Here is a 22,633-nt window from a genome sequence, read left to right on the forward strand (position 1 = left end):
GCATCTTCCCACCCTGAGAGGAAGTCCCCTCAGTGTCCCCTGCCACACCCGCCCCGGAGAGCGGGGGCGCGGCGCTCGAACTCCTCGTCCACGGAGTCGGCGGAGCCACCCCCCAGGACATGCTCGACGACCCCAGGACCGTACGGATCACCGGCGACCGGACCGCCGCCGTGTACCGGCGGGCGGAGGACCTCGACGCCGAGATCCACCCCCAGCGGTACGCGGCACGCCCCATCCCGGAGGCGTACTGCTGGTCCAATCTGACCTCGGGCGACGGCGCCCGAGCCTTATGGCTGCTGCTCCTGCCGTTCATGGTGGTCAACCTGGCGCACTGGATGCGCCCGCCCGCCCGGGGCCGCCGCGGGACGGTCCGGCTGTACGGGGTCCTCGTCCGGCTCGTCGCCCTCACCCTCACCGTGCTCCTCACCGCCGCCGCCTGCGAGGTCGCGCTCGACCTGACGGCCTGGCAGTGCGCCGGGACCGCCGCCTGCGCCGACACGTACCCCTGGCTCGGCTTCCTCTCGGCGGACCGCGGCGGCTGGTGGTCCGCCCCGGGCCGCCGCCTCGCCCTCGCCGCCCTGGTGCCGGCCGCCCTCGTCGGCCTCCTCTGGTACCTGTCGAACCGCACCTGGAGCGCGTACGAGGCCCAGCGCCCGCCCACCGGCTACGACGCGCCCGGTACGGAGACGCCCGGTACCGCCGCCACCGCGACCGCCGCCACCGGGACGGCCACCACCGCCTCCGACACGGCGACGACAGGGATCACGGCGCAGGAAGGCGGCCAGGATCCCGTCGAGCGGCGGCCCGCCCTCGGCCGCCCCGGCTTCTGGTACGGGCGCAGGCTCGTCGCCCGCCTCAGAGCCGCCCACACCGCCGCCGGATTCCTCACCGTCTCCGCCGCCCTCGCCACCGCGACCGCACGGCACGACGCCACCACCTCCGGCACCGGTTCCGGCGCCGCCGTGGGACCGGCCCTCCAGGCCGCCGTCGTCGCCCTGTCCGTGCTCGTCGTCTGGGTCGTGTGCCGTCGCGGCCGCAGCGAGCGCCGGCTCGACCTGTGTGTCGAACGCGCCCTCGTCACCTGGCTGCCCGGCGCCTCACTCGCCCTCCTGGTCATCACCGCCCTGTACGCCGGCTGGTCCCGCCCCGGCTGGACGTCCACCGGCACCCTCCCCGGCGACGTCTTCTTCGGCGCCCTCACCCTCGCCCAGGGCGGCCTCGTCGTCGCCCTCGGCGTGGTCGCCCTGCTGCTCCAGCGACCCGGGCGGAACCCACGCACGGCGCTGCGCGGACTCGGCGGCCCCGCCGTCGCCATGCTCGCCTGCGCCCTCGCCGGAGTCATGTCCGGGGGAGTGGCCCAGCGGGTCGCCGACTGGCTCGACGGACCCGGCGCCGCCCACGGCGGCCCCCGGATCGCCCCGCCCGTGCTGCTCAGCTGGCAGGCGTCCGTCATCCCCGTGCTGCTCCTGCTGCTGCTCGCGCCGGCCGCCCTCCTCGCCGTACGGACCGCGCTCGCCGCCCGGCGGCTGCGCACCACCGTCGAGGCCGACTACGACACCGCGGACGAACGCGACCCGGTCCGTACGGGACAGATCGCGTCCGGCCGGGCCCGGGCCGCGCTCACCGACTCCGCGCCCGTCCTCGTCGGCGTCGTCTCGGGCGCCACCCTGCTGCTCGGAGCCGTCTCCGTCGCCGGCGCCTGGACCAGCGGAAACGTTCCCGGCCGGGCCTTCGACGGCGCCCACCCGGCCGTCGCGTCCCTGGCCTCCGCCGCCCAGGCCCTCGGTTCCTGGATGATCGGCTTCGGCTTCCTGCTCTTCGTCACCTGGGGCCGCCGCGCCTACCGGGACGCCTCCGCCCGCCGCACCATCGGCATCCTCTGGGACGTCGGCACCTTCTGGCCCCGCGCCGCCCACCCCTTCGCCCCGCCCTGCTACGCCGAACGCGCGGTGCCCGACCTGATCTGGCGGATGAACTCCTGGACCGGGAGCACCGGCGGCCGGCTCGTCATCTCCGGGCACTCGCAGGGCAGCGTCCTCGCCGCGGCCGCCGTCTGGCAGCTGCCGCCCGCCACCCGGCGCCGGGTCGCGCTCCTCACCTACGGCTCACCCCTGGAGCGCCTCTACGGCCGCTGGTTCCCCGCCTACTTCGGCCCGCACGCGCTGCGCTCCCTGAACCGTACGGTGCACTGCTGGAACAACCTGTACCGGGCCACCGACCCCATCGGCGGGCCCGTCCGGGTCCCCGCGGAGGACGGCCGGCCGGCCGTGGACGCGGCCGTCCTGCTCGACCCCGTCGCCTACGGCCGCACCCGCAGGCACCCGCTGCCCGAACCGATCCTCGGCCACTCCGACTACCAGGCCGACCCGACGTTCGCCCTGCGGCGCACCGCCCTCCTCGACCAGCTGCTCCCCGCCATGCCCCGGCAGCGCGACCCCAACGAGACGGCCGATCAGGGGAGTTCCGGCAGATCCTCCGGATAGAGCAGCGTCAGGTCGTCCGTGCTCGCCTCGGCGAGCGCGGACACCCGCCCCGCGTGCCGCTCCACCATCGACTCGAACGTCTGCCGCGCCGTGCGGCCATTGCCGAAGGCCGGACCCTTCGGCAGTTTCGTGAAGTACGCGAGCAGCGCCTCGTCCGTGCCCGGGGCGAGCCGGTACTCGTGCTCGTCCGCCTGCTGCCCCACGATCCGCAACAGCTCGTCCGGAGCGTAGTCACCGAAGCTGATCGTCCGTGAGAAACGGGACGCCACACCGGGGTTGACGGTGAGGAAGCGCTCCATCTCCGCCGTGTAGCCCGCGACGATGACGACGACCGCGTCCCGGTGGTCCTCCATCAGCTTGACCAGTGTGTCGATCGCCTCCCGGCCGAAGTCACGCCCCGAGTCCTCCGGCGACAGGGCGTACGCCTCGTCGACGAACAGCACCCCGCCCCGCGCCCGGTCGAAGGCCTCCTGGGTGCGGATCGCCGTCGACCCGATGTGCTCGCCGACCAGGTCCACCCGGGACACCTCCACCAGGTGCCCGCGCTCCAGCACGCCGAGGGAGGCCAGGATCTCGCCGTACAGCCGGGCCACCGTCGTCTTGCCCGTGCCCGGGTTTCCCGTGAAGACCAGATGGCGGCGGACCGAGGCCGCCTTGAGACCGGCCTCCTGACGCCTGCGCCCCACTTCGATCATGTTCGTGAGGGTGCGCACCTCCAGCTTGACGCTCTCCAGACCCACCAGGGCGTCCAGCTCGCCGAGCACGTCCTGCGACGAACGGGAAGCGGGCACCGGCTCCGGGACGGCCGGCGCCGCCGCCGTGGGGCGCGGAGCGGGCACCGTCCCGAGCAGCCCCGCCGACTGGGTGGCCGTCAGGACCGTCCCCCCGTCGGGTACGGAGGAGCGGACCGCGCTCTCGTCACTGGTGCAGTCCTCCGCGCTCGTCCCCTCCTCGGGGAACTCGTACCCGCCGCGCGCGCACCGCTCCGTACGGCACTTGCGCAGCGTGGTCCGGCAGCCGTCGGTGACGTGGAACCCGTAACCGCCGCTGCCGGTGACCCGACAGCCGTGGAAGGAGCCCCGCCCCTCGGCCGACACGTAGAACCCGGCCTCGGCGGGCGAGGTGACCGTGCACCGGTCGATCGTGGGGTCGGCTCCCTTGGTGACGATGACGCCCGTCTGCACGGAGTCGACGGTGCACCCGCTGAGGGTGCCGCCGCTGCCGTGGTCCCGGAACCAGGCGCCCGTCGACGCCTCCCGGATCCGGCAGTCGTCGAGCTGCGCCGTCGCCCCGTCGCTCACCGACACCGCCGTGTTCCGCACCTGCGACAGGTCGCTGTCGACGACGTCGACCCGGGAGCCCCGGTCGAGGACGAACAGCGCGTCCGGCACGTCGTGGACCCGGCAGGCGTCGAGGACGGCGGTCGCCCCGTCGCTCACCCAGACCGCCGGGTAGTCGCCCGTACTGTCGTGGATCTCGCACTGGTTGGCGTCCACCCGGGTCCCCGGGTCCCACACCGAGAGGCCGTTGCGGCCGAAGCGGCGGACCGTCGACCGGGTCAGGGTGAGCACCGAGCGGGAACGCAGGTCGACGGCGTTCTCGGGGATGTCGTGGATGTCGCAGTCCGAGAGGGTGAGCACCGCGTCGGTGTCGAGGGTGATGCCGTCCGCCGAGGTGCGGTGCACGGAGGAGTCCGTGAGGTGCGCGGTCGCGCGGGCGGCGATCTGGAGGCCGGCGCCCTTGATCTCGTACACCTCGCAGCCGATGCCCTCCAGGGCGCTGCCCTCGCCGGTGACGGCGATCCCGGCGCCGGAGGCGTGGTGCACCCGGCAGCGTTCGAACCGCGGATGCGCCCCGCCGCGCACCGAGATGCCCGCCTGCCCGGCGGAGACGACCTCGCACTCCTCGAACACCCCGCCGGCCCCGTCGAGTACGGCGATGCCGATGCCGGCGGGGTTGTCGACCGTGCAGCGGCGGACCGTCGGCCGGGCCGCGCCCCGCACCTCGATACCGGCGGCCGAGCGGGTCATGATCCGCAGGTCGAGCAGCTCGGGCGTGCCGTCCTCGACGAGCAGCGCCGGCGCGGCGACGTCCTGCCCCTCGATGTGGAGGTCCTGCACGGTGACGGAGGCGCGGAGCGTCAGCGCCACGCCGTCCGGCGGCGCGATCCGCACCGAGCCGACCCCGCCCTCGGGGCCGCGCAGGGTGACGGCCCGGTGTACGACGAGGTTCTCCCGGTAGGTGCCCGGCGCGACGGTGAGCACGTCCCCGTCCCCCGCGGCCTCGAGCGCCGCGGCCAGCGAGGGGTACTCACCCGTGCGGCGCCGCCACCGCGATGTGCCGGTGTGCGTCACCTGGACCGTGCCCTGTGCCATGGGTGTGTCCTGCCCCCGCCTCATGCCTCGCCGCTGATCGGATGCCCCACCGTAGCGCGCGCGGGGCGGCCGGGTTGACGGGTCACCGACGAGCACCCCTCCGCGCTCAGCTGCCCGTTCCCGCCCGGCCCCGGTCCGGCCCGGTCGCCGCCCACGCCCGGTCGAGACGCGCCTCCCCCCGGGCCACCGAGCTCTGTCGGGTGTCCCGCGTCCAGGCCGGGGGCCGACGCGCTCCGGGGGCCGCGTCTCAGTCGAGGATCTTGACCTCGTCGCCGACCCGGACCGTCCCGGTGTGCTCGGGGACGAGGTTCTGGCCGAAGATGACCCGGCCGTCGTTCCTGCGGTGCAGGGCGAGGGTCCGCAGCGGTTCCTTGCCCCGCTCGGCGGTGACCTGGTCCGTTGTGGTGACGACACAACGCCCGCAGGGCCTCGCGACCCGGAAGGTGACCTCTCCGACGGTGAGGCGCGTCCAGCCGTCCTCCTCCCAGGGGGAGGTCCCCCCGATCACCAGGTTCGGCCGGAACCGGTTCATCGGGAGGGGGCCCTCGGGGGAGTGGTCCCCCTGCGCGACGAGGGAGTTGAGGGCGTCGAGCGAGGACGTGGTGGCGACGAGCAGCGGATAGCCGTCCGCGAAGCTCACCGTCTCGCCGGGCAGGGCGTACGCCGGGTCGACGGGACGCCGGTGCTCGGGGGCGTCCATGTGGACGAGCCGGAACTCGCCCTCCAGGAAAGCCGAGAGCCAGCCTCCCGCCGCCGCGTCGGCCGGGACGGCCTCCACGGGCTTGTCGAAGACGTCCACCGTGAGGGTGGCCGAGGGGTGCGGCACCTCGACCGTCAGGGGCGGGTGGCCGGGCGCGGACAGGACGACCCCGCCGCCCGGCAGCGGCTCCGCCTTGGCCAACGCCATCCGGGGGTGACGGCGTTGGGTCACGACCTTGCCCGCGGCGTCGACGACGGCCCAGCGGCGGTCCCCGGCCAGCCCCCAGGGCTGGACCTCGGCCTCCGCGGGAGCCAGCGCGCGCATGGCCTTCACCGGATGGACGTGGACGGAGCGGAGCGCGGGAGTCGGCATGCCGTCATCCTGCCAGCCGCCCCGGACCGCCCGCGGTCCGGAGCGAGGCGCCGGTCAGTAACCCCCGCCCTGGTAGGGACGGTTGTACGGGTCGTCGTACGGGAAGGGGGCGGGCACCGGCGCGGGGGCGGGCCGGGGCGCCGCGGGGCGCATCGCCTCGTACCCGGCGGGCACCGGCCGGGGCTGCTGCGGGTACTGGCCGCCCTGGTAGCCGCGCGGGGCCACCTGCTGCTGCGGGATGTACGGGGCGGGCGCGTGCTGCAGGGGCACGGGGGCCATCTGCGGAGAGTGCTGCGGGTATCCGTAACCGCCGCCGTAGGAGGGCTGCGGGGCGGGCGCCGCGGGAAGGGCGGGCAGTGCGGAGGGAAGCGCCGGCAGGTAGGAGCCGCTCGCGGAAAAGCTGCTGCTGGTGTCGTAGGCGGCGGGCACTCGGATCGGGGCGATCTGAGGCGTACCCCGCTCCGCGACCAGGGAGTCGTAGATCGGGGTGTCCGGGAAGGACGGCGCGGTGTGGTAACCGCCTCCATAGGTGGAGCGGGGGGAGGTCATGGCACATAAGTTAAGCCCACGATGTGCTGGTTGGGGAGCCCGATTAGCGGGTTGTTTGACGGGCTTCGTGCGGAAGCGGATCCCCAATCAGAGCGAACGTGCCAAAAACGGGCGGCGCCAGGAGCCAAGATCGTGTAAAAGCCGAGTTCGGAGGGGGTTACCGGCGGGTCGGACCGTCTCGCTCCGGTGTGGCGTCCCGGGCATGAAGAACAGATAAAGAGAAAGTGCGGAGAAGGCGAGAGGGAAGTGATCATGAGCATGCTTAGGCGTCAATCCGCAGCCTCTCCCGGGGCATGCGTACGCGCCGAATTGGCGGCGCTACTCCCTGTGTCGGAAAAATCCTTTCCGGGCCGAGCCCCCACGGGCGCGACCGGTGGCCGACCGGTCACCTGTCCGGGGCCGCCTCCGGGCGCGGGTACGTCCGCCCCTTCCAGGCCGCCCCGACGCCCCGGTGGTGCCGCAGCGCCGAGTCCACCGTCATCAGGAGATAGAGGAACGCGGTGAACGGCAGCAGCGGAGCGAGCCACAGCTGCTGCCGGTAGTAGCGGAGCATCGGCGCGTACGTCCCCGCCATCACCGCCCAGGCCGCACCACCCGCCCAGGCCGCCACCGGGTCCCCGCCCAGCACACCCGCCACCAGGGCCACCGGCGGCACCAGGTAGACGAGAACAAGACCCGCCACCGTCCCGGTGAGCAGCAACGGGCTGTGCCGCAACTGCGCGTACGCGCTCCGCGAGACCATCCGCCACAGCTCGCCGAGACCCGGGTACGGGCGGACGCTGTCGACCCGCTCCGCGAGACCCAGCCAGATCCGGCCGCCGGCCCGCCGTACCGCCCGCGCCAACGACACGTCGTCGATCACCGCCTGCCGGATCGCCTCCGGGACGCCCGCCGCGTCGGCCGTAGCTGTCCGCAGCAGCACACAGCCCCCCGCGGCCGCCGTCGCCAGCGGCCGTGCCCGGTTGATCCAGCGGAACGGGTAGAGCTGTGCGAAGAAGTAGACGAACGCCGGCACGACCAGGCGCTCCCAAGGGCTCGTCACCCGGAGGCGGGCCATCTGCGACACCAGATCCAGATCGTTCTCCACCGCCGCCGACACGAGCAGCCGCAGACTGTCCGGCTCATGGGCGATGTCCGCGTCCGTGAGGAGCAGGAACTCCGGGCCCCGCGCGCGTGCCAGCGCCATGCCGTGCCGCAGCGCCCACAGCTTGCCCGTCCAGCCCCGCTCCGGCTCGCCCGGGGACACCACGGTCAACGGCAGCCCCTTGTACCCCTCGGCCAGCTCGGCGGCGAGCCTCCCCGTGCCGTCCGTACTCCCGTCGTCCACGAGGATCACGTCCGCGAGACCCGGATAGTCCTGCGCGAGGAGCGACGGCAGGCTCAGCGGCAGCACCCCGGCCTCGTCCCTCGCCGGCACGACGACGGCCACCTGCGGCCACCGGTCCTCGGCTCCCGCGGCAGTCGTGGTCTCCCCGCGCGCGTGGCGCCGGGCGATCGGCGGTAGCCGCTGGTCCGTACGCCAGAAGAACCCCTGGCCCAGCAGCAGCCAACCCCACACGACCGACGAACCGAGGGCGAACCAGGCGAGGGTGCTCATGCGCGGAGCATGCCCCAGATCGCGGGGCTTGTAAGGCTCATCGGCTAGGGTGACCGGGTGAAGATCGCGCTCATGGACTCCGGAATCGGCCTCCTCCCGGCGGCGGCCGCGGTGCGGCGCCTCCGGCCGGACGCCGATCTGCTCCTCTCCAACGACCCCGACGGCATGCCGTGGGGCCCGCGCACACCGGAGGACCTCACGGAGCGCGCCCTGGCCGTCGCCCTCGCCGCCGCCGAGCACCGCCCCCAGGCCCTCATCGTCGCGTGCAACACCGCCACCGTGCACGCGCTGCCCGCCCTGCGCGCCGCCCTCGAACCGGCCGTCCCCGTCATCGGTACCGTGCCCGCGATCAAGCCCGCCGCCGCGGGCGGCGGCAAGGTCGCCATCTGGGCCACCCCGGCCACCACCGGCAGCGCCTACCAGCGCGGGCTCATCCGCGACTTCGCCGACGGCGCCGAGGTCACCGAGGTGCCCTGCCCGGGGCTCGCGGACGCCGTCGAGCACGCCGACCCGGAGGCCGTGGACCGGGCCGTCGCCGCGGCCGCCGCGCTCACCCCCCGGGACGTCCGCGCCGTCGTCCTCGGCTGCACCCACTACGAGCTGGTCGAGGAGCGCATCGTCGCCGCCCTCGAAGCCCGCCGCGCCCCCGGGCTGTCCGCCCTCGTCTTCCACGGCTCGGCGGACGCCGTCGCCGCCCAGGCACTGCGCCGCGTCGGCGCCGAACCGGCCCCCGACGCCGACCCCACCGGGGGCCTCTCCGTCCTGCTCAGCGGACGGCCCGGACCCCTCCCGGCCACCGCGTTCGGCTACGCCGAAGGCCGACTCCTCGGGGCGACCGCGCCCGCTCACTGAACGTGTGCGGACGACCTCGTTCCGACGCGCTGTTCCGGCCGGCCCCGAGTACGCTTCCCTTATGAGGGAGCACGCCCGGAACCAGCACGCCGACGAGCGGAGAACCGTCGTCTGGACCGGCCGCGCCACCAACCGCTTCCAGTGGGTGGCCGCGGTCGCGGGCGCCGCCTGCATGGCCCTCGGCATCACCATCGCCGTGGAATCGCCCTGGACCTCCGGCATCGCGGCCCTCCTGATGGCCGTGATCGGCTGCGTCGTCGGCGGACTGCTCGTCCTCTTCGGCACGCTCGCCTTCGTCCACGTGGCCGTCAAGGTCGACGACCTCGCCATGGAGGTCCGCTGCGGCCACATCGGCCTGCCGCGCCGCCGCATCCTCCTCTCCCACATCGTCGGCGCGGAGTTCGCACCGAGCGTCACTCCCCGCCACTGGGGCGGCTGGGGCTACCGCTGGCGCCCCGAGATGGGCACGGCCGTGGTCGTCCGGCGCGGCGAGGGCCTGGTGCTGCGCCTCGGCGACGGGCGTACGTTCACGGTGACCGTCGACGACGCCGAGTCCGCCGTGCGCGCCATCCGCGACCGGCTCCGCCACCCGGCCCCGCCGGGACCGCCGGCGGCGACGGGCGTCTGAACCCGTCCGCACCACGCCTGCGGCGCGCCCGCGCCCGGCCCCGTACCCCGGCGGCGGACGTACGGGCAGGTCACCGGGGTCGCCCCCGGCCCCTGCCGGCCCCCTCGCCGACGGGAGCGACCCGTAGACTCCGCAAGGTGAGCGCCACCATCACCCCCGTCGACCCGTCCGGCACCGACACCGCACCCGGGCCGGGCTCCCGGCTGCGGCGGTTCGTGCGGCCCGGGGCGGCCCTGCTGTCCGGGTTCCTGCTCTACCTGAGCTTCCCGCCGCGGCCTCTGTGGTGGCTCGCGCTGCCCGCCTTCGCCCTGCTCGGCTGGACCCTGAGGGGCCGCCGCCTCCGCGCCGGCTTCGGCCTCGGCTACCTCGCCGGGCTCGGCTTCCTGATGCCGCTCCTCGTCTGGACCGGCGAGGAGGTCGGCGCCGGCCCCTGGCTCGCCCTGGCCGCCCTCGAGGCGCTCTTCGTCGCCGCCGCCGGACTCGGCGTCGCGGCCGTCTCCCGGCTCCCGGGGTGGCCGGTCTTCGCCGCCGGGGTGTGGGTCATCGCGGAAGGGGCACGCGCGCGCGTGCCCTTCGGTGGATTCCCCTGGGGCAAGATCGCCTTCGGACAGGCGGACGGAGTCTTCCTGCCGCTCGCCGCCGTCGGCGGGACGCCGCTACTCGGCTTCGCCGTCGCCCTCTGCGGTTTCGGCCTGTACGAGACGTACCGCCGGGTCCGGGTGCGCCGCGCCACCCGCGCCGTCCCCCGCGCCCCGCTCGCCGTCGCCGCGCTGTCCGTCCTCGTCCCGGTCGGCGGCGCCCTCGCGGCCCTGCCCCTCGTCGACGACACCGCCGAGGACGGCACGGCGACCGTCGCCGCCGTCCAGGGCAACGTGCCGCGCCTCGGTCTCGACTTCAACTCCCAGCGTCGGGCCGTGCTCGACAACCACGTCGCCCGCACCCGCGAACTCGCCGCGGACGTCAAGGCCGGCCGTGTTCCGCGGCCCGATTTCGTCCTGTGGCCCGAGAACTCCTCGGACATCGACCCCTACGCGAACGCCGACGCCGCCGACGTCATCGACGGAGCGGTCCGGGCGATCGGCGTGCCGACCGTGATCGGCGCGGTCGTCGCCCCCGAGACCGGCAAGCTCCGCAACACCCTCATCGAGTGGGACCCGGAGCGCGGCCCGGTCGCCACCTACGACAAGCGGCACGTCCAGCCCTTCGGCGAGTACATCCCGATGAGGTCCCTCGTCCGGGTCTTCAACAGCGACGTCGACCGCGTGAGCCGCGACTTCGGCGCCGGTACGAAGGTCGGCGTCTTCGACCTCGCGGGGACCAAGGTGGGCCTCGCCACCTGCTACGAGGCGGCCTTCGACTGGGCCGTGCGGGACACCGTCACCGAGGGCGCGCAGCTCATCTCCGTCCCCAGCAACAACGCCACCTTCGGCCGCACCGAGATGACCTACCAGCAGCTCGCGATGTCCCGCGTGCGGGCCGTCGAGCACAGCCGGTCGGTGGTCGTGCCCGTCACCAGCGGGGTCAGCGCGGTCATCCTTCCCGACGGCGAGATCGTCGCGGAGACGAGGATGTTCACCCCGGACGTCCTGGTCGAGAAGGTGCCGCTGCGCTCCTCGCTGACCCCGGCGACCCGGATGGGCACCCTGCCGGAGGCCCTGCTCGTGGCGCTCGGGGCCGCCGGCCTCGGCTGGTCGGTGGTCCGCACCGTACGGGCCCGGCGTATGCGGGCGGAATGAGCCCGCTCCGGGCGGAGGGACCCGGTTCCGGGCGGATCGCGCGGCGCCGAGCGGATCATGTCGGATCGCGCCCTGACCGGGGCAGGAACCGCCGTGCGCCCATGACCTAGGGTCGGACGCATGGCTACCCCCGACTTCATCCGGTCCCTGCGCGAGAAAGCGGGACAGCAGCTCCTCTTCCTTCCCGGTGTGAGCGCCGTCGTCTTCGACGACCGGGGCCGGGTGCTGCTCGGCCGACGTTCCGACAACGGACAGTGGGGGATCATCGGCGGCATCGTCGACCCGGGCGAGCAGCCCGCCGACTGCGCGGTGCGCGAGGTGTACGAGGAGACAGCCGTCCGCTGCGAGGTCGAGCGGATCGTGCTCGTCGAGACCCTCGACACGCCGATCGTCTATCCCAACGGCGACGCGTGCCAGTTCATGGACGTGTCCTTCCGCTGCCGCGCGGTCGGCGGCGAGGCCCGGGTCAACGACGACGAGTCCACCGACGTCGGCTGGTTCGACGTGGACGGCCTGCCCGAGATGGCGCGCTTCTCCCATCTGCGGATAGAGAAGGCGCTGGCCGACGAACCCACATGGTTCCGCACCACACCCACCAGCTGAACTATGGACTCGGCGCACATCGGTGGGGGAGAGGGCCCTTCGTAGGGTGCGGAGCATGAGCCCCGCACCCGCACCGGCGCCCCTGTCCCCGGCCCAGCCCCGCGCCGTCACCCTCGACCTCACCGGCCGCACCGCGCTCGTCACCGGCGCGGCCGGCGGCATCGGGCGCGCCTGCGCGCTGCGGCTCGCCGCGGCGGGGGCCGAGGTCAGAGCCGTCGACCGTGTGCCCGAGGGCCTGGAGAGGCTGGCAGAAGAGGCGGCCGCCCTCCCAGGAAGCCTCGAACCCCGGCTCCTCGACCTCACCGACCTGGACGCCGCCGAGGCCGCCGCCGCGGGCACCGACATCCTCGTCAACAACGCCGGACTCCAGCTCGTCCGCCCCATCGAGGAGTTCCCGCCGGACGTCTTCCACACCGTCCTCACCGTGATGCTGGAGGCGCCCTTCCGGCTCATCAGGGGCGCCCTGCCCCACATGTACGCCCAGGGCTGGGGCCGGATCGTCAACCTCTCCTCCGTCCACGGCCTGCGCGCCTCCCCCTTCAAATCCGCGTACGTGGCCGCCAAGCACGGCCTCGAGGGCCTCTCCAAGACCGCCGCCCTCGAAGCCGCCCCGCACGGGGTCACCTCCAACTGCGTCAACCCGGGCTACGTACGCACCCCCCTCGTCGAACGGCAGATCGCGGACCAGGCCGCGGCCCACGGCATCCCCCCGGAGCGGGTCCTCTCCGAGGTCCTGCTGAAGGACTCGGCTCTCAAGCGGCTCCTCGAACCGGAGGAGGTCGCCGAGGCCGTTCTCTATCTCTGCACCCCCCAGGCCTCGTTCATCACCGGCACCTCCCTGACCCTCGACGGCGGCTGGACCGCGCACTGAACGGCCGGCCGAACGTGGTCCAGAAGGCTGTCCACAGGGGTGGTGCGACCACACCTACGGCAGGTATCCCTGTGTCCATGCCCCACGAACACGTCTCCTACCTGGAACTCCTCGCCCGCGGAGCGGCCACGGAGGCCTACGACCGGCCCGTGCTCCTCGCCCGTGCGAGCGGCGCGGGCCCCGAGGCGCTGGCCGGGCTCGAAGAGGCCAAGCAGCTCGCCCTGCGGGTCCGGGCCGAGCTGGAGGGACGGCGGCGGCGCGAGGCGGAGCTGTCCGCGCTCTTCGCCACCGCCCACGACCTCGCGGGACTCCGCGACCTCGACGCGGTACTGCGGGCCATCGTCCAGCGCGCCCGCTCCCTCCTCGGCACCGAGGTCGCCTATCTGAGCCTCAACGACCCGGCCGCGGGAGACACCTACATGCGGGTCACCGAAGGCTCGGTCTCGGCGCGCTTCCAGCAGGTCAGGCTGGGAATGGGGGAGGGGCTCGGCGGCCTCGTCGCCCAGACGGCCCGCCCGTACGTCACCGACGACTACTTCGAGGACCCGCGCTTCCAGCACACCCGGAGCATCGACGCGGCCGTACGGGACGAGGGCCTCGTCGCCATCCTCGGCGTCCCGCTCAGCCTCGGCAGCCAGGTCATCGGCGTCCTCTTCGCCGCCGACCGCAGAGCCAGGGTCTTCGAGCGCGAACAGGTCGCCCTGCTCGGTTCCCTGGCCGCGCACGCCGCCGTGGCCATCGACACGGCCAACCTCCTCGCGGAGACCCGCTCCGCCCTCGCGGAGCTGGAGCGCGCCAACGACATCATCCGCGAACACAGCGGAGTCATCGAGCGGGCCTCGGAGGTCCACGACCGGCTCTCCGAACTCGTCCTGCACGGCGGCGGCGTCCACGACGTGACCGACGCCGTCTCCGAAGTCCTCGGCGGCACCGTGGAGTTCACCGAGGAGGGCGCCGGAGCCGTCCGCCGCGCCGGGGGCCACGCCGTCCGCGAGGGCGACGACTGGGTCGCCGCCGTCTCCGCGGGCGGCGAGACCCTGGGCGCCCTCGTCCTCCGCGGCCGGCCCGACCTCGACCCGGTCGACCAGCGCACCCTGGAGCGCGCCGCCCTCGTCACCTCCCTGCTGCTGCTCGCCCGCCGTTCCGCGGGCGAGGCCGAACAGCGGGTACGGGGCGAACTCCTCGACGACCTCCTCGACGCCCCCGACCGCGACCGCCGCCTGCTCAGGGAGCGCGCGGCCCGGCTCCGTACCGACAGCGAGGCCCCGCACGTCGTCCTCGCCGCCCGGATCGACCGGGCCGGCGGCGCGGCCGACCCCGACGCCGGCGGCCGCGAGGGCGCCGACCGCCAGCGCCTGTGGTCGGCGGCCACCCACCTCGCCGCGACCCGCCACGGACTCGCCTCGGCACGCGACGGCGGTACGGTCCTGCTGCTGCCGCTCGGCCCCGGCGAGAGCGCCGCCGAACTCGCCAGGGGGACCGCGCGGAGCCTCGGCGGCACCCTGCGCGAACCGGTCACCGTCGGCGCCTCCGCGCCCGTGCGGGCACCCCTGGAGCGGCCGGGCGAGGTGGCCGTCGCGTACGGGGAGGCCCGCCGCTGCCTCGACGCGCTCGTCCTGCTGCACCGCGCGGGCCAGGGCGCCGCCGCCGAGGACCTCGGCTTCCTCGGCCTCCTGCTCGCCGACGGCCGGGACGTCGACGGCTTCGTCGACCGGACCATCGGCCAGGTCGTCGCGTACGACCGGCGCCGTGGCACCGACCTGGTCCGCACCCTGGACGCCTACTTCGCGAGCGGCATGAGCCCGGCCCGTACCAAGGACGAACTCCACGTCCACGTCAACACGGTGGCCCAGCGCCTGGAACGGGTCGGCCGGCTCCTCGGCCCCGACTGGCAGTCCCCGTCGCGCGCACTGGAGATCCAGCTGGCGCTGCGCCTGCACGCCCTCGCGGACGCGGTCACCGGCAGGTAGCACACGGCGAGAGCCCCGTGCGGCGCCGGTGAGGGCGGGGCACGGGGCTCGTCCGTGGTGCCGGTTCGCGGATCAGACCTCGGCACGGACGCGGGATGCCGGGGAGGTCCGCTCCTCGATCTCCCCGAGGTCACGGTCGCGGGTCTCCCGGGCACACGCGATGGCGACGATCGTGACCAGCGCGGCGGCGATCACGTACAGGGCGATCGGGGTCGAGTTCCCGTAGTCGGCGAGGAGCGCGGTCGCGATGAGCGGGGCGGGCGCTCCGGCGGCCACGGAGGAGAACTGGGCGCCGATGGACGCGCCGGAGTAGCGCACCCGCGTCGCGAACATCTCGGAGAAGAAGGCCGCCTGAGGTGCGTACATCGCCCCGTGCAGGATCAGGCCGACGGTGACCGCGAGCAGCAGGCTGCCGAAGGAGCCCCGGTCGATGAGGGAGAAGAACGGGAACATCCACGCCCCCACGCCGATCGCGCCGATCAGATAGACCGGCCGGCGGCCGATGCGGTCGGAGAGCGCGCCCCAGGCGGGGATGACGGCGAAGTGGACGGCGGAGCCGATGAGGACCGCGTTCAGGGCGGTCTGCTTGGAGAGGTCGACCTCGGTGGTGGCGTACACGAGGATGAACGCGGTGATCACGTAGTACGAGATGTTCTCCGCCATGCGGGCGCCCATCGCGATCAGCACGTCCCGCCAGTGGTGCCTCAACACGGCGACCAGCGGCATCTTCTCGGCCTGCCCGGCGACGGCCTTGCGCTCCTCTGCGGCGGCGAGGGCCGCCTTGAAGACGGGCGACTCGTCGACCGAGAGCCGGATCCAGAGGCCGACGATCACCAGGACACCCGAGAGCAGGAAGGGAACGCGCCAGCCCCAGGAGGTGAAGGCGGCGTCCGAGAGCAGCGCGGTCAGTGCGGAGAGGACACCGGTCGCGAGCAACTGCCCGGCCGGCGCACCGGTCTGCGGCCACGAGGCCCAGAACCCGCGCCGCTTGGCGTCCCCGTGCTCGGACACGAGCAGCACCGCCCCGCCCCACTCGCCACCGAGCGCGAAGCCCTGCACGAGCCGCAGCACGGTCAGCAGCACCGGAGCGGCGGACCCGATGGTCGCGTGCGTCGGCAGCAGCCCGATGGCGAACGTCGCCCCACCCATCAGCAGCAGGCTCAGCACCAGCAGCTTCTTCCGCCCGAGCCGGTCCCCGTAATGCCCGAACACGAGCGCCCCGAGGGGCCGCGCGGCGAACCCGACCGCGTACGTCAGGAAGGACAGCAGCGTCCCGACCAGCGGATCGGACTCGGGAAAGAACAACTTGTTGAACACGAGCGCCGCGGCGGACCCGTACAGGAAGAAGTCGTACCACTCGATGGTGGTGCCGATGAGGCTGGCGGCGACGATCCTCTTGAGGGAGTTGGGTGGCGTCGGGGAGGTTGTTGCGGCGGCCATGTGCACCACTTCCAGGCGGGTACGGGGACGTTTCGGTGTCGCCATACCGTAGGAAGGGGCAGGTCAGGGGCGTATGTGGTGGGACACCATAGTTCGGGTGCGCTGTGTGCGCCGGGCCTCCATGGCCTGCTGTTTCGATCCCGCCGAAGGCCTGTGACACCGAACGGTCCGGTGGGGAGCGAGCTACGCACGGCGATGTCCGCATTTGCTCCTCCCCGACAGTCGTCCGACGGAACGGTCAACCACGCCGTTCCGTCGGACTCGTTCGACCTGCCGCGCACCGTCGGGCAGTGTCAAGGCCCGCGCGAGCCGGGGACCTCCTCGCACCAGGTCCGTGTGCCGGTGCTCAGCGGTCGTTCTGCGCCGTCACCAGAGCGTCGCCCGCGTGTGCGACCGGTGCCGTCTCGCGGGAGTACACGGAGAAGCGGACGATGCCGGACTGGGTTCCGGTCGTGAGCATGAAGCCGTGCATGGGGGCCGGGGTCTCCGCGATACGGATGCGGGTTCCCGCGAACGTCTCGTCGCCGTTGAGCCGTCGCTGCGGTGACAGCCGGCCGTCCTGGACCACGAGTTCCTCGGCCCGGAGGAGGGCGACCGGGCGGCCGTCGCGGGGCGACGGGTCCACGGTGAAGTTGTGACCAGCTGCGATGAAGGTGTGCGTGTCCACCTGGAGGAGGAGGCCGTGGCCGGAGGCCTCGCCGTCGACGCGCTCCGTGTGGACCCGGATGACGAACTCGTACGCGGCGAGGCGGATCACCTGTTCCTCGCCGGGCTCCACCCGGAAGCCGCGGACGCGGCCCTCCGGCTGGGCGCGCAGGGTCTCCGACTCGAGCGCCGCGAGTGCTCGGACGGTACGGGGGCCTCCCAAGCGGCGAGGGCGGCCGCGCCGTGGGAACGCGGGGAGCCGAGGAGCCCGACCTCGTTCTCCACCTGCACCATGATCACTGTCCCGTCGCCGCGGTCCGCGAGGGCCAGGTGACGTTCGGAGAGCTGCTTCCCTCCGGCGCCCAGGCCCCGCACCGGCTCCGCCAGGTGCTCCCTGACCGGCATGCCCGGGCTCAGGGCCGCCAGGAGTCCGGCGGCGCTGGCGTTGTCGGTCTCCGGTGCTAGCGTCGCCACCATGGCGAACCGTTCGTATCTCTACTCCGCAGACTCGATGCCGAGCGAGGCAGAGGTCCCTCAGCGGATCCGATGCATATCCGAGCACAACGGGGAGATCCCGCTCGCACACAAGCTCCTGGTGGGGCGCGGAACGGCCATCGTCCCGTCCATGATCTGGAACCCTCCGATCGGCATCGCCGCGGACTACGCAGACGGGGTGGCCCTGCTCCTGGACCTCCTGCGCGCGGTCGGCAAAGGCCTGGAAGGCGACGTCGAGTTCGCCGCATGCGTTGACAGGACCACGGCCCACCTTGAGAAGCAGCAGGCGAAGTACTTCGTCCTCGAGGCCGGGGAGATCGTCTCGATGACGGGCGACGATCCGGCAGCGAGCGTGCGGCGTCTGGCGTCCGAGGACGTCCCCGACGCCGTCGCCGAAGCCGAGGCGGCGATCGCCGGCCAGAACGACGACTGGCTGGCATCGGTCCGAGCCGACTGGCAGCGGCACTTCGCGTCCTTCTACAGCGAGGCGCTCTACTTCTCCTTCCCGGACTGACGGGGCTTGCCGTACGGGGCGGGGCGATGCAGGCCATCGATGCGCACTGCGACAAAGGGGGTCCCAGTCGTAAACCGGGAGCCTCTTTCGTTGCGTACCCACCGGGGCAGTGCGCTGTACGGGAATGAACCCCGGTGCTCGGCCCACGCCGAGGACGACCGGATGCAGCCCCCAACACAGAGCCCGTCAGCGGGTGGTGGCGGGCCCCCTTCGGCGCCTGGTCGTCAGCGGGCAGCCGCAAAGGGTTCCTCCGCTCGCCGACTGTCGCCGGGACCTTACGGGCAGGAGGGGCGAGGGACGTACGTCGCCGTCTGATTCCACTCTCCGGTGTGGCGTTCAGGGGGTTGTTCCCTCGATCTCCCCGATCTCCTCGTCTGTCTCCTGCGCCGCGGGTCCGGGCGGGACCACCCGCCCGGAGCCGGGCCGGGACAGCCCATGGATGAAGACAGCCCGGACCTCACCCACCTGAACAGCCGCGATCTCCCCTCGTACGGGCGGCACAGTGGGTTCCGGGCGGCTTCCGCCTCATCGCGGTCGTCGGAGTCGGCGGGTCGGCCACGCATGCTCAGGGCGGCCACGCGCTGGCCGGAATGAATCGTCCGCGTTCGTCACGGCACCGTCGGCGGTTCATCAGATGGTGCGAAGTCGTGTTCATCGGACGCCCATCCCGGACGGGTGTGGCTACGGTCGTCCGCGTCGTCCCACGTGGGGCGGCGCCGGTCGAGTGCCGCACGTGCCAGGACCGTCCCGGCCTTCCCGCGCCGGTGCGGAGCGCCCGCGCGGCTCCCAGGGAGTGGACATGGGTTCTGTCGGACGTAAGACCGTCGCGGTGATGGCAGCCGCTCTGGCGTCGCTGGGTGCGGGGAGCGGTGTCACCGCGACCGCGACCCCCTCGTCGCCCGCGCCGTGCAGCGGCGCGGAATGCCCCAGCCTGAAGCCGGTCAGGCTCACGACCAGCCAGGCGACCTTGAACGTCACCCAGATGCAGCTGGAGAACATCCACGCGATGCTCTCCGACGCCCTCACCGGGGAGCCCATCCCGGGAGCGAAGATCGTGTTCGCGACCGTCGGCGGCCGCACGCTCGGAGCGGCCTTCACCGACTACGACGGTGTGGCCTCCATCACCGCCCCGGAGAACCTGGGTCCCGGAACGCTCCAGGAGCTGCTCGGCGGCTACGAGGCCGCGCTCGTCGGCGACGGCGTCCACGCGCCCGTCGGGGCCCACGGCGCGATCACCGTCGGCACGGACCAGGGGCCCGGGGTACCGGGCTCCCCGTGCTCGCTCTGCAGTGACCGCGGGCTCAAGCAGGACGTGGTCCCGGTCGACTGGAGCCGGTGACGATGCGGATCCTCCACCGGCGGGCCCGGGCGGCCGGCCACGCTTCCCCGGACCCGGGCGCGGCAGGTACGCCGGACAGCACCGCGGTGACCCCGGTCGGCGCGGTCAACGGCTTCACCGTCCTGGAGACCGTGGCAGCGCTACCGGTCAGCACCTGGCGCTACCTCTGGGAACCCGACGACGTCCGTCACCTCGGACCGATGGCCCAGGACTGGCACGCCGCTTTCGGCTTCAACCGGGACGACACCAGGATCCCCGTCGTCGACGGCCTCGGCGTGGCCCTGGTCTGCATCCAGGCGCTCCATCGCCACGTGGAGGAACTCCAGGCCGAAGTGACCCGGCTGCGCGAGACCACCGCCGTGGCCCCGTCCGAGGCGGGGCGATGACGGCGGACAGTCTCTCCCCGGTGTCCACGGACGCGATCTGGCGGCTGCCCGTGACGGTCTGCCGCATCACCGGCTTCCTGGGCGAGCGCACAGCCGGCCTCCTGTTGGAGCGCGCCATCGCCTCCACGGGCGACCGGCTGAAGCCCTCGATGGTCCGGGACCGGGAGCTGGACCCCGACCTGCGCAGGTCCCGGTCGTGCCCCGACTTCGAGGCGCCCGAACTGCTGGCGGCCATCGATGACGTCCGGGAGGCGGTCGAGCACACGCTGGGCGTCGACTGCGGCCACACCGAACCCCGCTACGGCCTCAACGTGCACAACGACGGGGACTTCTACGGGCCGCACCAGGACACCAGCGTCGCGTACGCCCCCCGGCGTCTGCTCACGTTCGTGTACTACCTGCACCGCACGCCCCGGCCGTTCGGGGGCGGCGAGCTGCGCGTCTTCGACGCCGCCCTCCCGCTGCACACCGAGACGACCGGAGAGTGGGAGGAACGCACCTGGCGGGACTGGGAACCCGAGCACGACAGCATCGTGTTCTTCCTGCCCACCGCCTGGCACGAGGTGCGACCGGTGGTGTGCCCGGGCAAGCAGCACGCGGACAGCCGCTTCGCCGTCAACGGCTGGTTGTGCGGACCCGACCCGACGCACCGCGAGGGGGCGCATGCCGGTGAGAAGGCGGCCTCGTCCTGACGATCCACCGGACAGGGCCTGGTGATCGGAGTCGGGGATTCGCCGCCTACTGCCGACGAATCCCCGACTCCGATCTGACGGCCGTCCCGGCCCGGCGGGGTGACCGCGACAGTGGAGCGTGACCGGTCATGGCCGCCGGGACTGTCGGTCAGGCCCGCGGGGCGCGTGGCTCCAGCCGGAACTCGAAGCCGAGGGTGCCGGGGTCGAGTGCGGTCGCGCCGCCGTCGACGGTGAGCGTCGCACCGTTGACGAACGACGCGGCGGGCGACAGCAGCCAGGCGATGGCCTCCGCGACCTCGTGGGCCTCACCGGGGCGTCCGGCGGGCAGGACCCGGGTCACCTCCTCGTACGCCGCTTCCAGACCGTTCCCGCCCAGGCCCGCCTCGTCGGCGAACCGGTTCATCCGACGGTCCGCCATGTCGGTGCGCACCCAGCTCGGGCACACGGTGTTGGCGCGCAGCCCCGCGCCCCCGTAGTCGACAGCGAGCGAGCGGCACAACTGGAGCAGCGCCGCTTTCGACGTGGCGTAGGCGGCGTTGCCGACGCCGTTGCGCAGAGCGGACACCGAGGCCACCGCGACCACCGCGCCGCGGACGTCGAGCAGGTGCGGGAGCGCGGCGCGCAGCAGCAGGAACGGACCGGTGAGGTTGGTCCGCATGACCTCGTCCCAGTCCTCCAGGGTCACCTCGCCCACCCCGCCACCCCGCCCGATGCCGGCGTTGAGCACGAGGCCGTCGAGCCGCCCGTACGTACCGACCACCGTCTCGACGAGCGAGGCCACGGCGGCGGGGTCTCCGATGTCCGACGGTACGGGCAGGGCGCCGGTCTCCTCGGCGACCAGCCGCAGCGGTTCGGGACGGCGCCCGGACACCGCCACCTGGTGTCCGGCTCGGGCCAACGACCGCGCGGTCGCGGCCCCGATCCCCGTTCCACCGCCGGTCACCAGGTACACGCGCTCGTTCGCCATGTCCGCTGCCTCTCCCGTGTCTCGTCCGCCGTCCCCGTCCCGGTGATCCTAAGGAGTGCCGAGCATCGGCGCCGTGAACCCGTCCTTGACGGCCGTCGCCCACGCCCCGCGCGTCGGCGACCACCTCCTCGCTCGGCTGGGCTGACGCCAGGACCGCTGGCCCGATCGGACGAACATGCTCGGCCGGGCAGCGCAACGACGGCTCTCGGGGCCTGCCGACCACCGCATCCGGTGATTGCGTGACGTCCGTGCCCGGCCGGCCGCGGCGGAGCACGGACGCGCAAGGAGGCAGGGCGACATGGGTTCCACCGTGGAAGCACCGCGGGGTGTGATCCCCGCGCGTCTGCTGCACGGCCAGAAGGCGCTGGTCACCGGGGCCAACTCGGGCATCGGCAAGGCCACGGCCATCGGCCTGGGCAGAGCCGGCGCCGACGTGGTCGTGAACTACGTGGCGGGTCGTGAGGCCGCCGAGGAAGTGGTCGAGGAGATCGCCTCGTTCGGGGTGCGCGCGGCGGCCTACGAGGCGGACGTGTCCCAGGAGGACCAGGTCACGGCCATGACGGACCGGATGGTCCAGGAGTTCGGGACCATCGACATCATGGTCGCCAACGCGGGACTGCAGCGCGACGCCCGGCTCACCGAGATGACCCTCGCCCAGTGGCAGAAGGTCATCGACGTCAACCTCACCGGACAGTTCCTGTGCGCCCGGGAGGCGGCCAAGGAGTTCCGGCGCCGTGGAGTGGTACCCGAGGTGTCCCGTGCCGCCGGGAAGATCATCTGCATGAGTTCGGTGCACCAGCTCATCCCGTGGGCGGGCCACGTCAACTACGCGTCCTCCAAGGGCGGTGTGCAGATGATGATGCAGACCCTCGCCCAGGAGCTCGCACCGGAGAAGATCAGGGTGAACGCGGTCGCGCCGGGGGCGATCAGGACGCCGATCAACCGTGGAGCGTGGGAGACACCCGAGGCCAGGGACGAACTGCTGAAACTGATTCCGTACGGCCGGATCGGTGATCCCGAGGACATCGCGCACGCCGTGGTCGCACTCGCCTCCGACCTCATGGACTACGTGGTGGGAACCACCCTGTACGTCGACGGGGGCATGACCCTCTTCCCCGGGTTCGCCACCGGCGGATGACCCCTTCCCGGCCCGTCATGTTCACGAGCAGCTAGGGCGCGTATGTCCACCTCGCTCCACCTGCCGGCGGGTGCCCCGGCTCAGCCGCTGCCGGCCCGGGAACTCATGGCCTTCACCCTGGCCTCCCACAGGAGGCGGCGACTGGGCACTCTCGCCGCAGTCACCCCCCTGGCCGCGATCACCGGGTTCGTCACCCGTGAGGATTCCCCCCACGTGTGGCACGGACTCACCCACGGTCTCGGCCTGCTCAGCGTCGCCGTGGCCGACGCCGCCGGTGCGCC

The 22,633-nt window shown here is 73.3% G+C and carries 19 protein-coding genes; 12 read left to right on the forward strand and 7 right to left on the reverse strand.

All coding sequences use genetic code 11. The annotated features are described in order from the left end of the window. Positions 1 to 32: 32 nt before the first annotated feature. Positions 33 to 2,483 (forward strand): hypothetical protein, encoded by a 2,451-nt coding sequence (locus ACFWV2_RS14480; RefSeq protein WP_384405300.1) that lies wholly within the window; start codon positions 33 to 35, stop codon positions 2,481 to 2,483. On the opposite strand, the gene ACFWV2_RS14485 is transcribed toward ACFWV2_RS14480, so the two are convergent. From ACFWV2_RS14485 to ACFWV2_RS14500, 4 genes are all read right to left on the reverse strand, one after another. After that, positions 2,453 to 4,858: a right-handed parallel beta-helix repeat-containing protein gene (locus ACFWV2_RS14485; RefSeq protein ID WP_384405301.1), complete on the reverse strand. Its 2,406-nt coding sequence runs from the start codon at positions 4,856 to 4,858 to the stop codon at positions 2,453 to 2,455. The genes ACFWV2_RS14480 and ACFWV2_RS14485 overlap by 31 nt on opposite strands. A 247-nt stretch (positions 4,859 to 5,105) precedes the next feature. After that, on the reverse strand, positions 5,106 to 5,930 hold the full coding sequence (locus ACFWV2_RS14490; protein WP_384405302.1) for an MOSC domain-containing protein: 825 nt from the start codon (positions 5,928 to 5,930) through the stop codon (positions 5,106 to 5,108). Between the two features lie 54 nt (positions 5,931 to 5,984). Next, positions 5,985 to 6,479, reverse strand: coding sequence for a DUF6643 family protein (locus tag ACFWV2_RS14495; RefSeq protein WP_384405303.1), 495 nt, complete (start codon positions 6,477 to 6,479; stop codon positions 5,985 to 5,987). 385 nt (positions 6,480 to 6,864) lie between these two features. Further along, positions 6,865 to 8,076, reverse strand: a complete 1,212-nt coding sequence (locus ACFWV2_RS14500) for a glycosyltransferase (protein WP_384405304.1) — start codon at positions 8,074 to 8,076, stop codon at positions 6,865 to 6,867. Between the two features lie 57 nt (positions 8,077 to 8,133). Between ACFWV2_RS14500 and ACFWV2_RS14505 the strand changes: the two genes are divergently transcribed. The 6 genes from ACFWV2_RS14505 to ACFWV2_RS14530 all read left to right on the forward strand — a co-directional run bounded on the left by ACFWV2_RS14505 (position 8,134) and on the right by ACFWV2_RS14530 (position 14,736). Next, on the forward strand, positions 8,134 to 8,928 hold the full coding sequence (locus ACFWV2_RS14505; protein WP_384405305.1) for a glutamate racemase: 795 nt from the start codon (positions 8,134 to 8,136) through the stop codon (positions 8,926 to 8,928). A 61-nt stretch (positions 8,929 to 8,989) separates the two neighbouring features. After that, positions 8,990 to 9,556 (forward strand): hypothetical protein, encoded by a 567-nt coding sequence (locus ACFWV2_RS14510; protein ID WP_384405306.1) that lies wholly within the window; start codon positions 8,990 to 8,992, stop codon positions 9,554 to 9,556. A gap of 137 nt (positions 9,557 to 9,693) precedes the next feature. Beyond that, the gene (lnt, locus tag ACFWV2_RS14515; RefSeq protein ID WP_384405307.1) at positions 9,694 to 11,292 is read left to right on the forward strand and encodes an apolipoprotein N-acyltransferase; all 1,599 of its coding nucleotides are present in this window, start codon (positions 9,694 to 9,696) and stop codon (positions 11,290 to 11,292) included. 120 nt (positions 11,293 to 11,412) lie between these two features. Next, complete coding sequence (locus ACFWV2_RS14520) at positions 11,413 to 11,895, forward strand: NUDIX domain-containing protein (RefSeq protein ID WP_384405308.1); 483 nt, start codon at positions 11,413 to 11,415, stop codon at positions 11,893 to 11,895. A gap of 55 nt (positions 11,896 to 11,950) precedes the next feature. After that, positions 11,951 to 12,766: a 3-hydroxybutyrate dehydrogenase gene (locus tag ACFWV2_RS14525; RefSeq protein ID WP_384405309.1), complete on the forward strand. Its 816-nt coding sequence runs from the start codon at positions 11,951 to 11,953 to the stop codon at positions 12,764 to 12,766. A 77-nt stretch (positions 12,767 to 12,843) separates the two neighbouring features. Continuing rightward, positions 12,844 to 14,736, forward strand: a complete 1,893-nt coding sequence (locus ACFWV2_RS14530; RefSeq protein WP_384405310.1) for a helix-turn-helix domain-containing protein — start codon at positions 12,844 to 12,846, stop codon at positions 14,734 to 14,736. Positions 14,737 to 14,808: 72 nt separating this feature from the next. Here the strand turns inward: ACFWV2_RS14530 and ACFWV2_RS14535 are convergent, their stop codons facing one another. Next, positions 14,809 to 16,176, reverse strand: coding sequence for an MFS transporter (locus ACFWV2_RS14535; protein WP_384405311.1), 1,368 nt, complete (start codon positions 16,174 to 16,176; stop codon positions 14,809 to 14,811). Between the two features lie 346 nt (positions 16,177 to 16,522). Further along, entirely contained in the window at positions 16,523 to 17,044 is a 522-nt protein-coding gene (locus ACFWV2_RS14540; protein ID WP_384405312.1) for a DUF5597 domain-containing protein, read from the reverse strand. A gap of 252 nt (positions 17,045 to 17,296) precedes the next feature. Between ACFWV2_RS14540 and ACFWV2_RS14545 the strand changes: the two genes are divergently transcribed. From ACFWV2_RS14545 to ACFWV2_RS14560, 4 genes are all read left to right on the forward strand, one after another. Next, entirely contained in the window at positions 17,297 to 17,830 is a 534-nt protein-coding gene (locus ACFWV2_RS14545) for a hypothetical protein (protein WP_384405313.1), read from the forward strand. 799 nt (positions 17,831 to 18,629) lie between these two features. Further along, positions 18,630 to 19,169 (forward strand): hypothetical protein, encoded by a 540-nt coding sequence (locus ACFWV2_RS14550; RefSeq protein WP_384405314.1) that lies wholly within the window; start codon positions 18,630 to 18,632, stop codon positions 19,167 to 19,169. 2 nt (positions 19,170 to 19,171) lie between these two features. Then, positions 19,172 to 19,555 (forward strand): tail fiber domain-containing protein, encoded by a 384-nt coding sequence (locus ACFWV2_RS14555; protein WP_384405344.1) that lies wholly within the window; start codon positions 19,172 to 19,174, stop codon positions 19,553 to 19,555. Then, positions 19,552 to 20,247 (forward strand): 2OG-Fe(II) oxygenase, encoded by a 696-nt coding sequence (locus tag ACFWV2_RS14560; RefSeq protein WP_384405315.1) that lies wholly within the window; start codon positions 19,552 to 19,554, stop codon positions 20,245 to 20,247. The genes ACFWV2_RS14555 and ACFWV2_RS14560 overlap by 4 nt, the downstream gene beginning before the upstream one ends. Before the next feature lie 148 nt (positions 20,248 to 20,395). Here the strand turns inward: ACFWV2_RS14560 and ACFWV2_RS14565 are convergent, their stop codons facing one another. Next, positions 20,396 to 21,214, reverse strand: a complete 819-nt coding sequence (locus ACFWV2_RS14565) for an SDR family NAD(P)-dependent oxidoreductase (protein ID WP_384405316.1) — start codon at positions 21,212 to 21,214, stop codon at positions 20,396 to 20,398. 298 nt (positions 21,215 to 21,512) lie between these two features. On the opposite strand from ACFWV2_RS14565, the gene ACFWV2_RS14570 reads away from it, so the two are divergent. Beyond that, positions 21,513 to 22,352 (forward strand): SDR family oxidoreductase, encoded by an 840-nt coding sequence (locus ACFWV2_RS14570; protein ID WP_384405317.1) that lies wholly within the window; start codon positions 21,513 to 21,515, stop codon positions 22,350 to 22,352. The last annotated feature ends 281 nt before the right edge of the window (positions 22,353 to 22,633 follow it).

The sequence above is a fragment of the Streptomyces sp. NPDC058671 genome, from assembly GCF_042716475.1.
Taxonomy (GTDB): domain Bacteria; phylum Actinomycetota; class Actinomycetes; order Streptomycetales; family Streptomycetaceae; genus Streptomyces.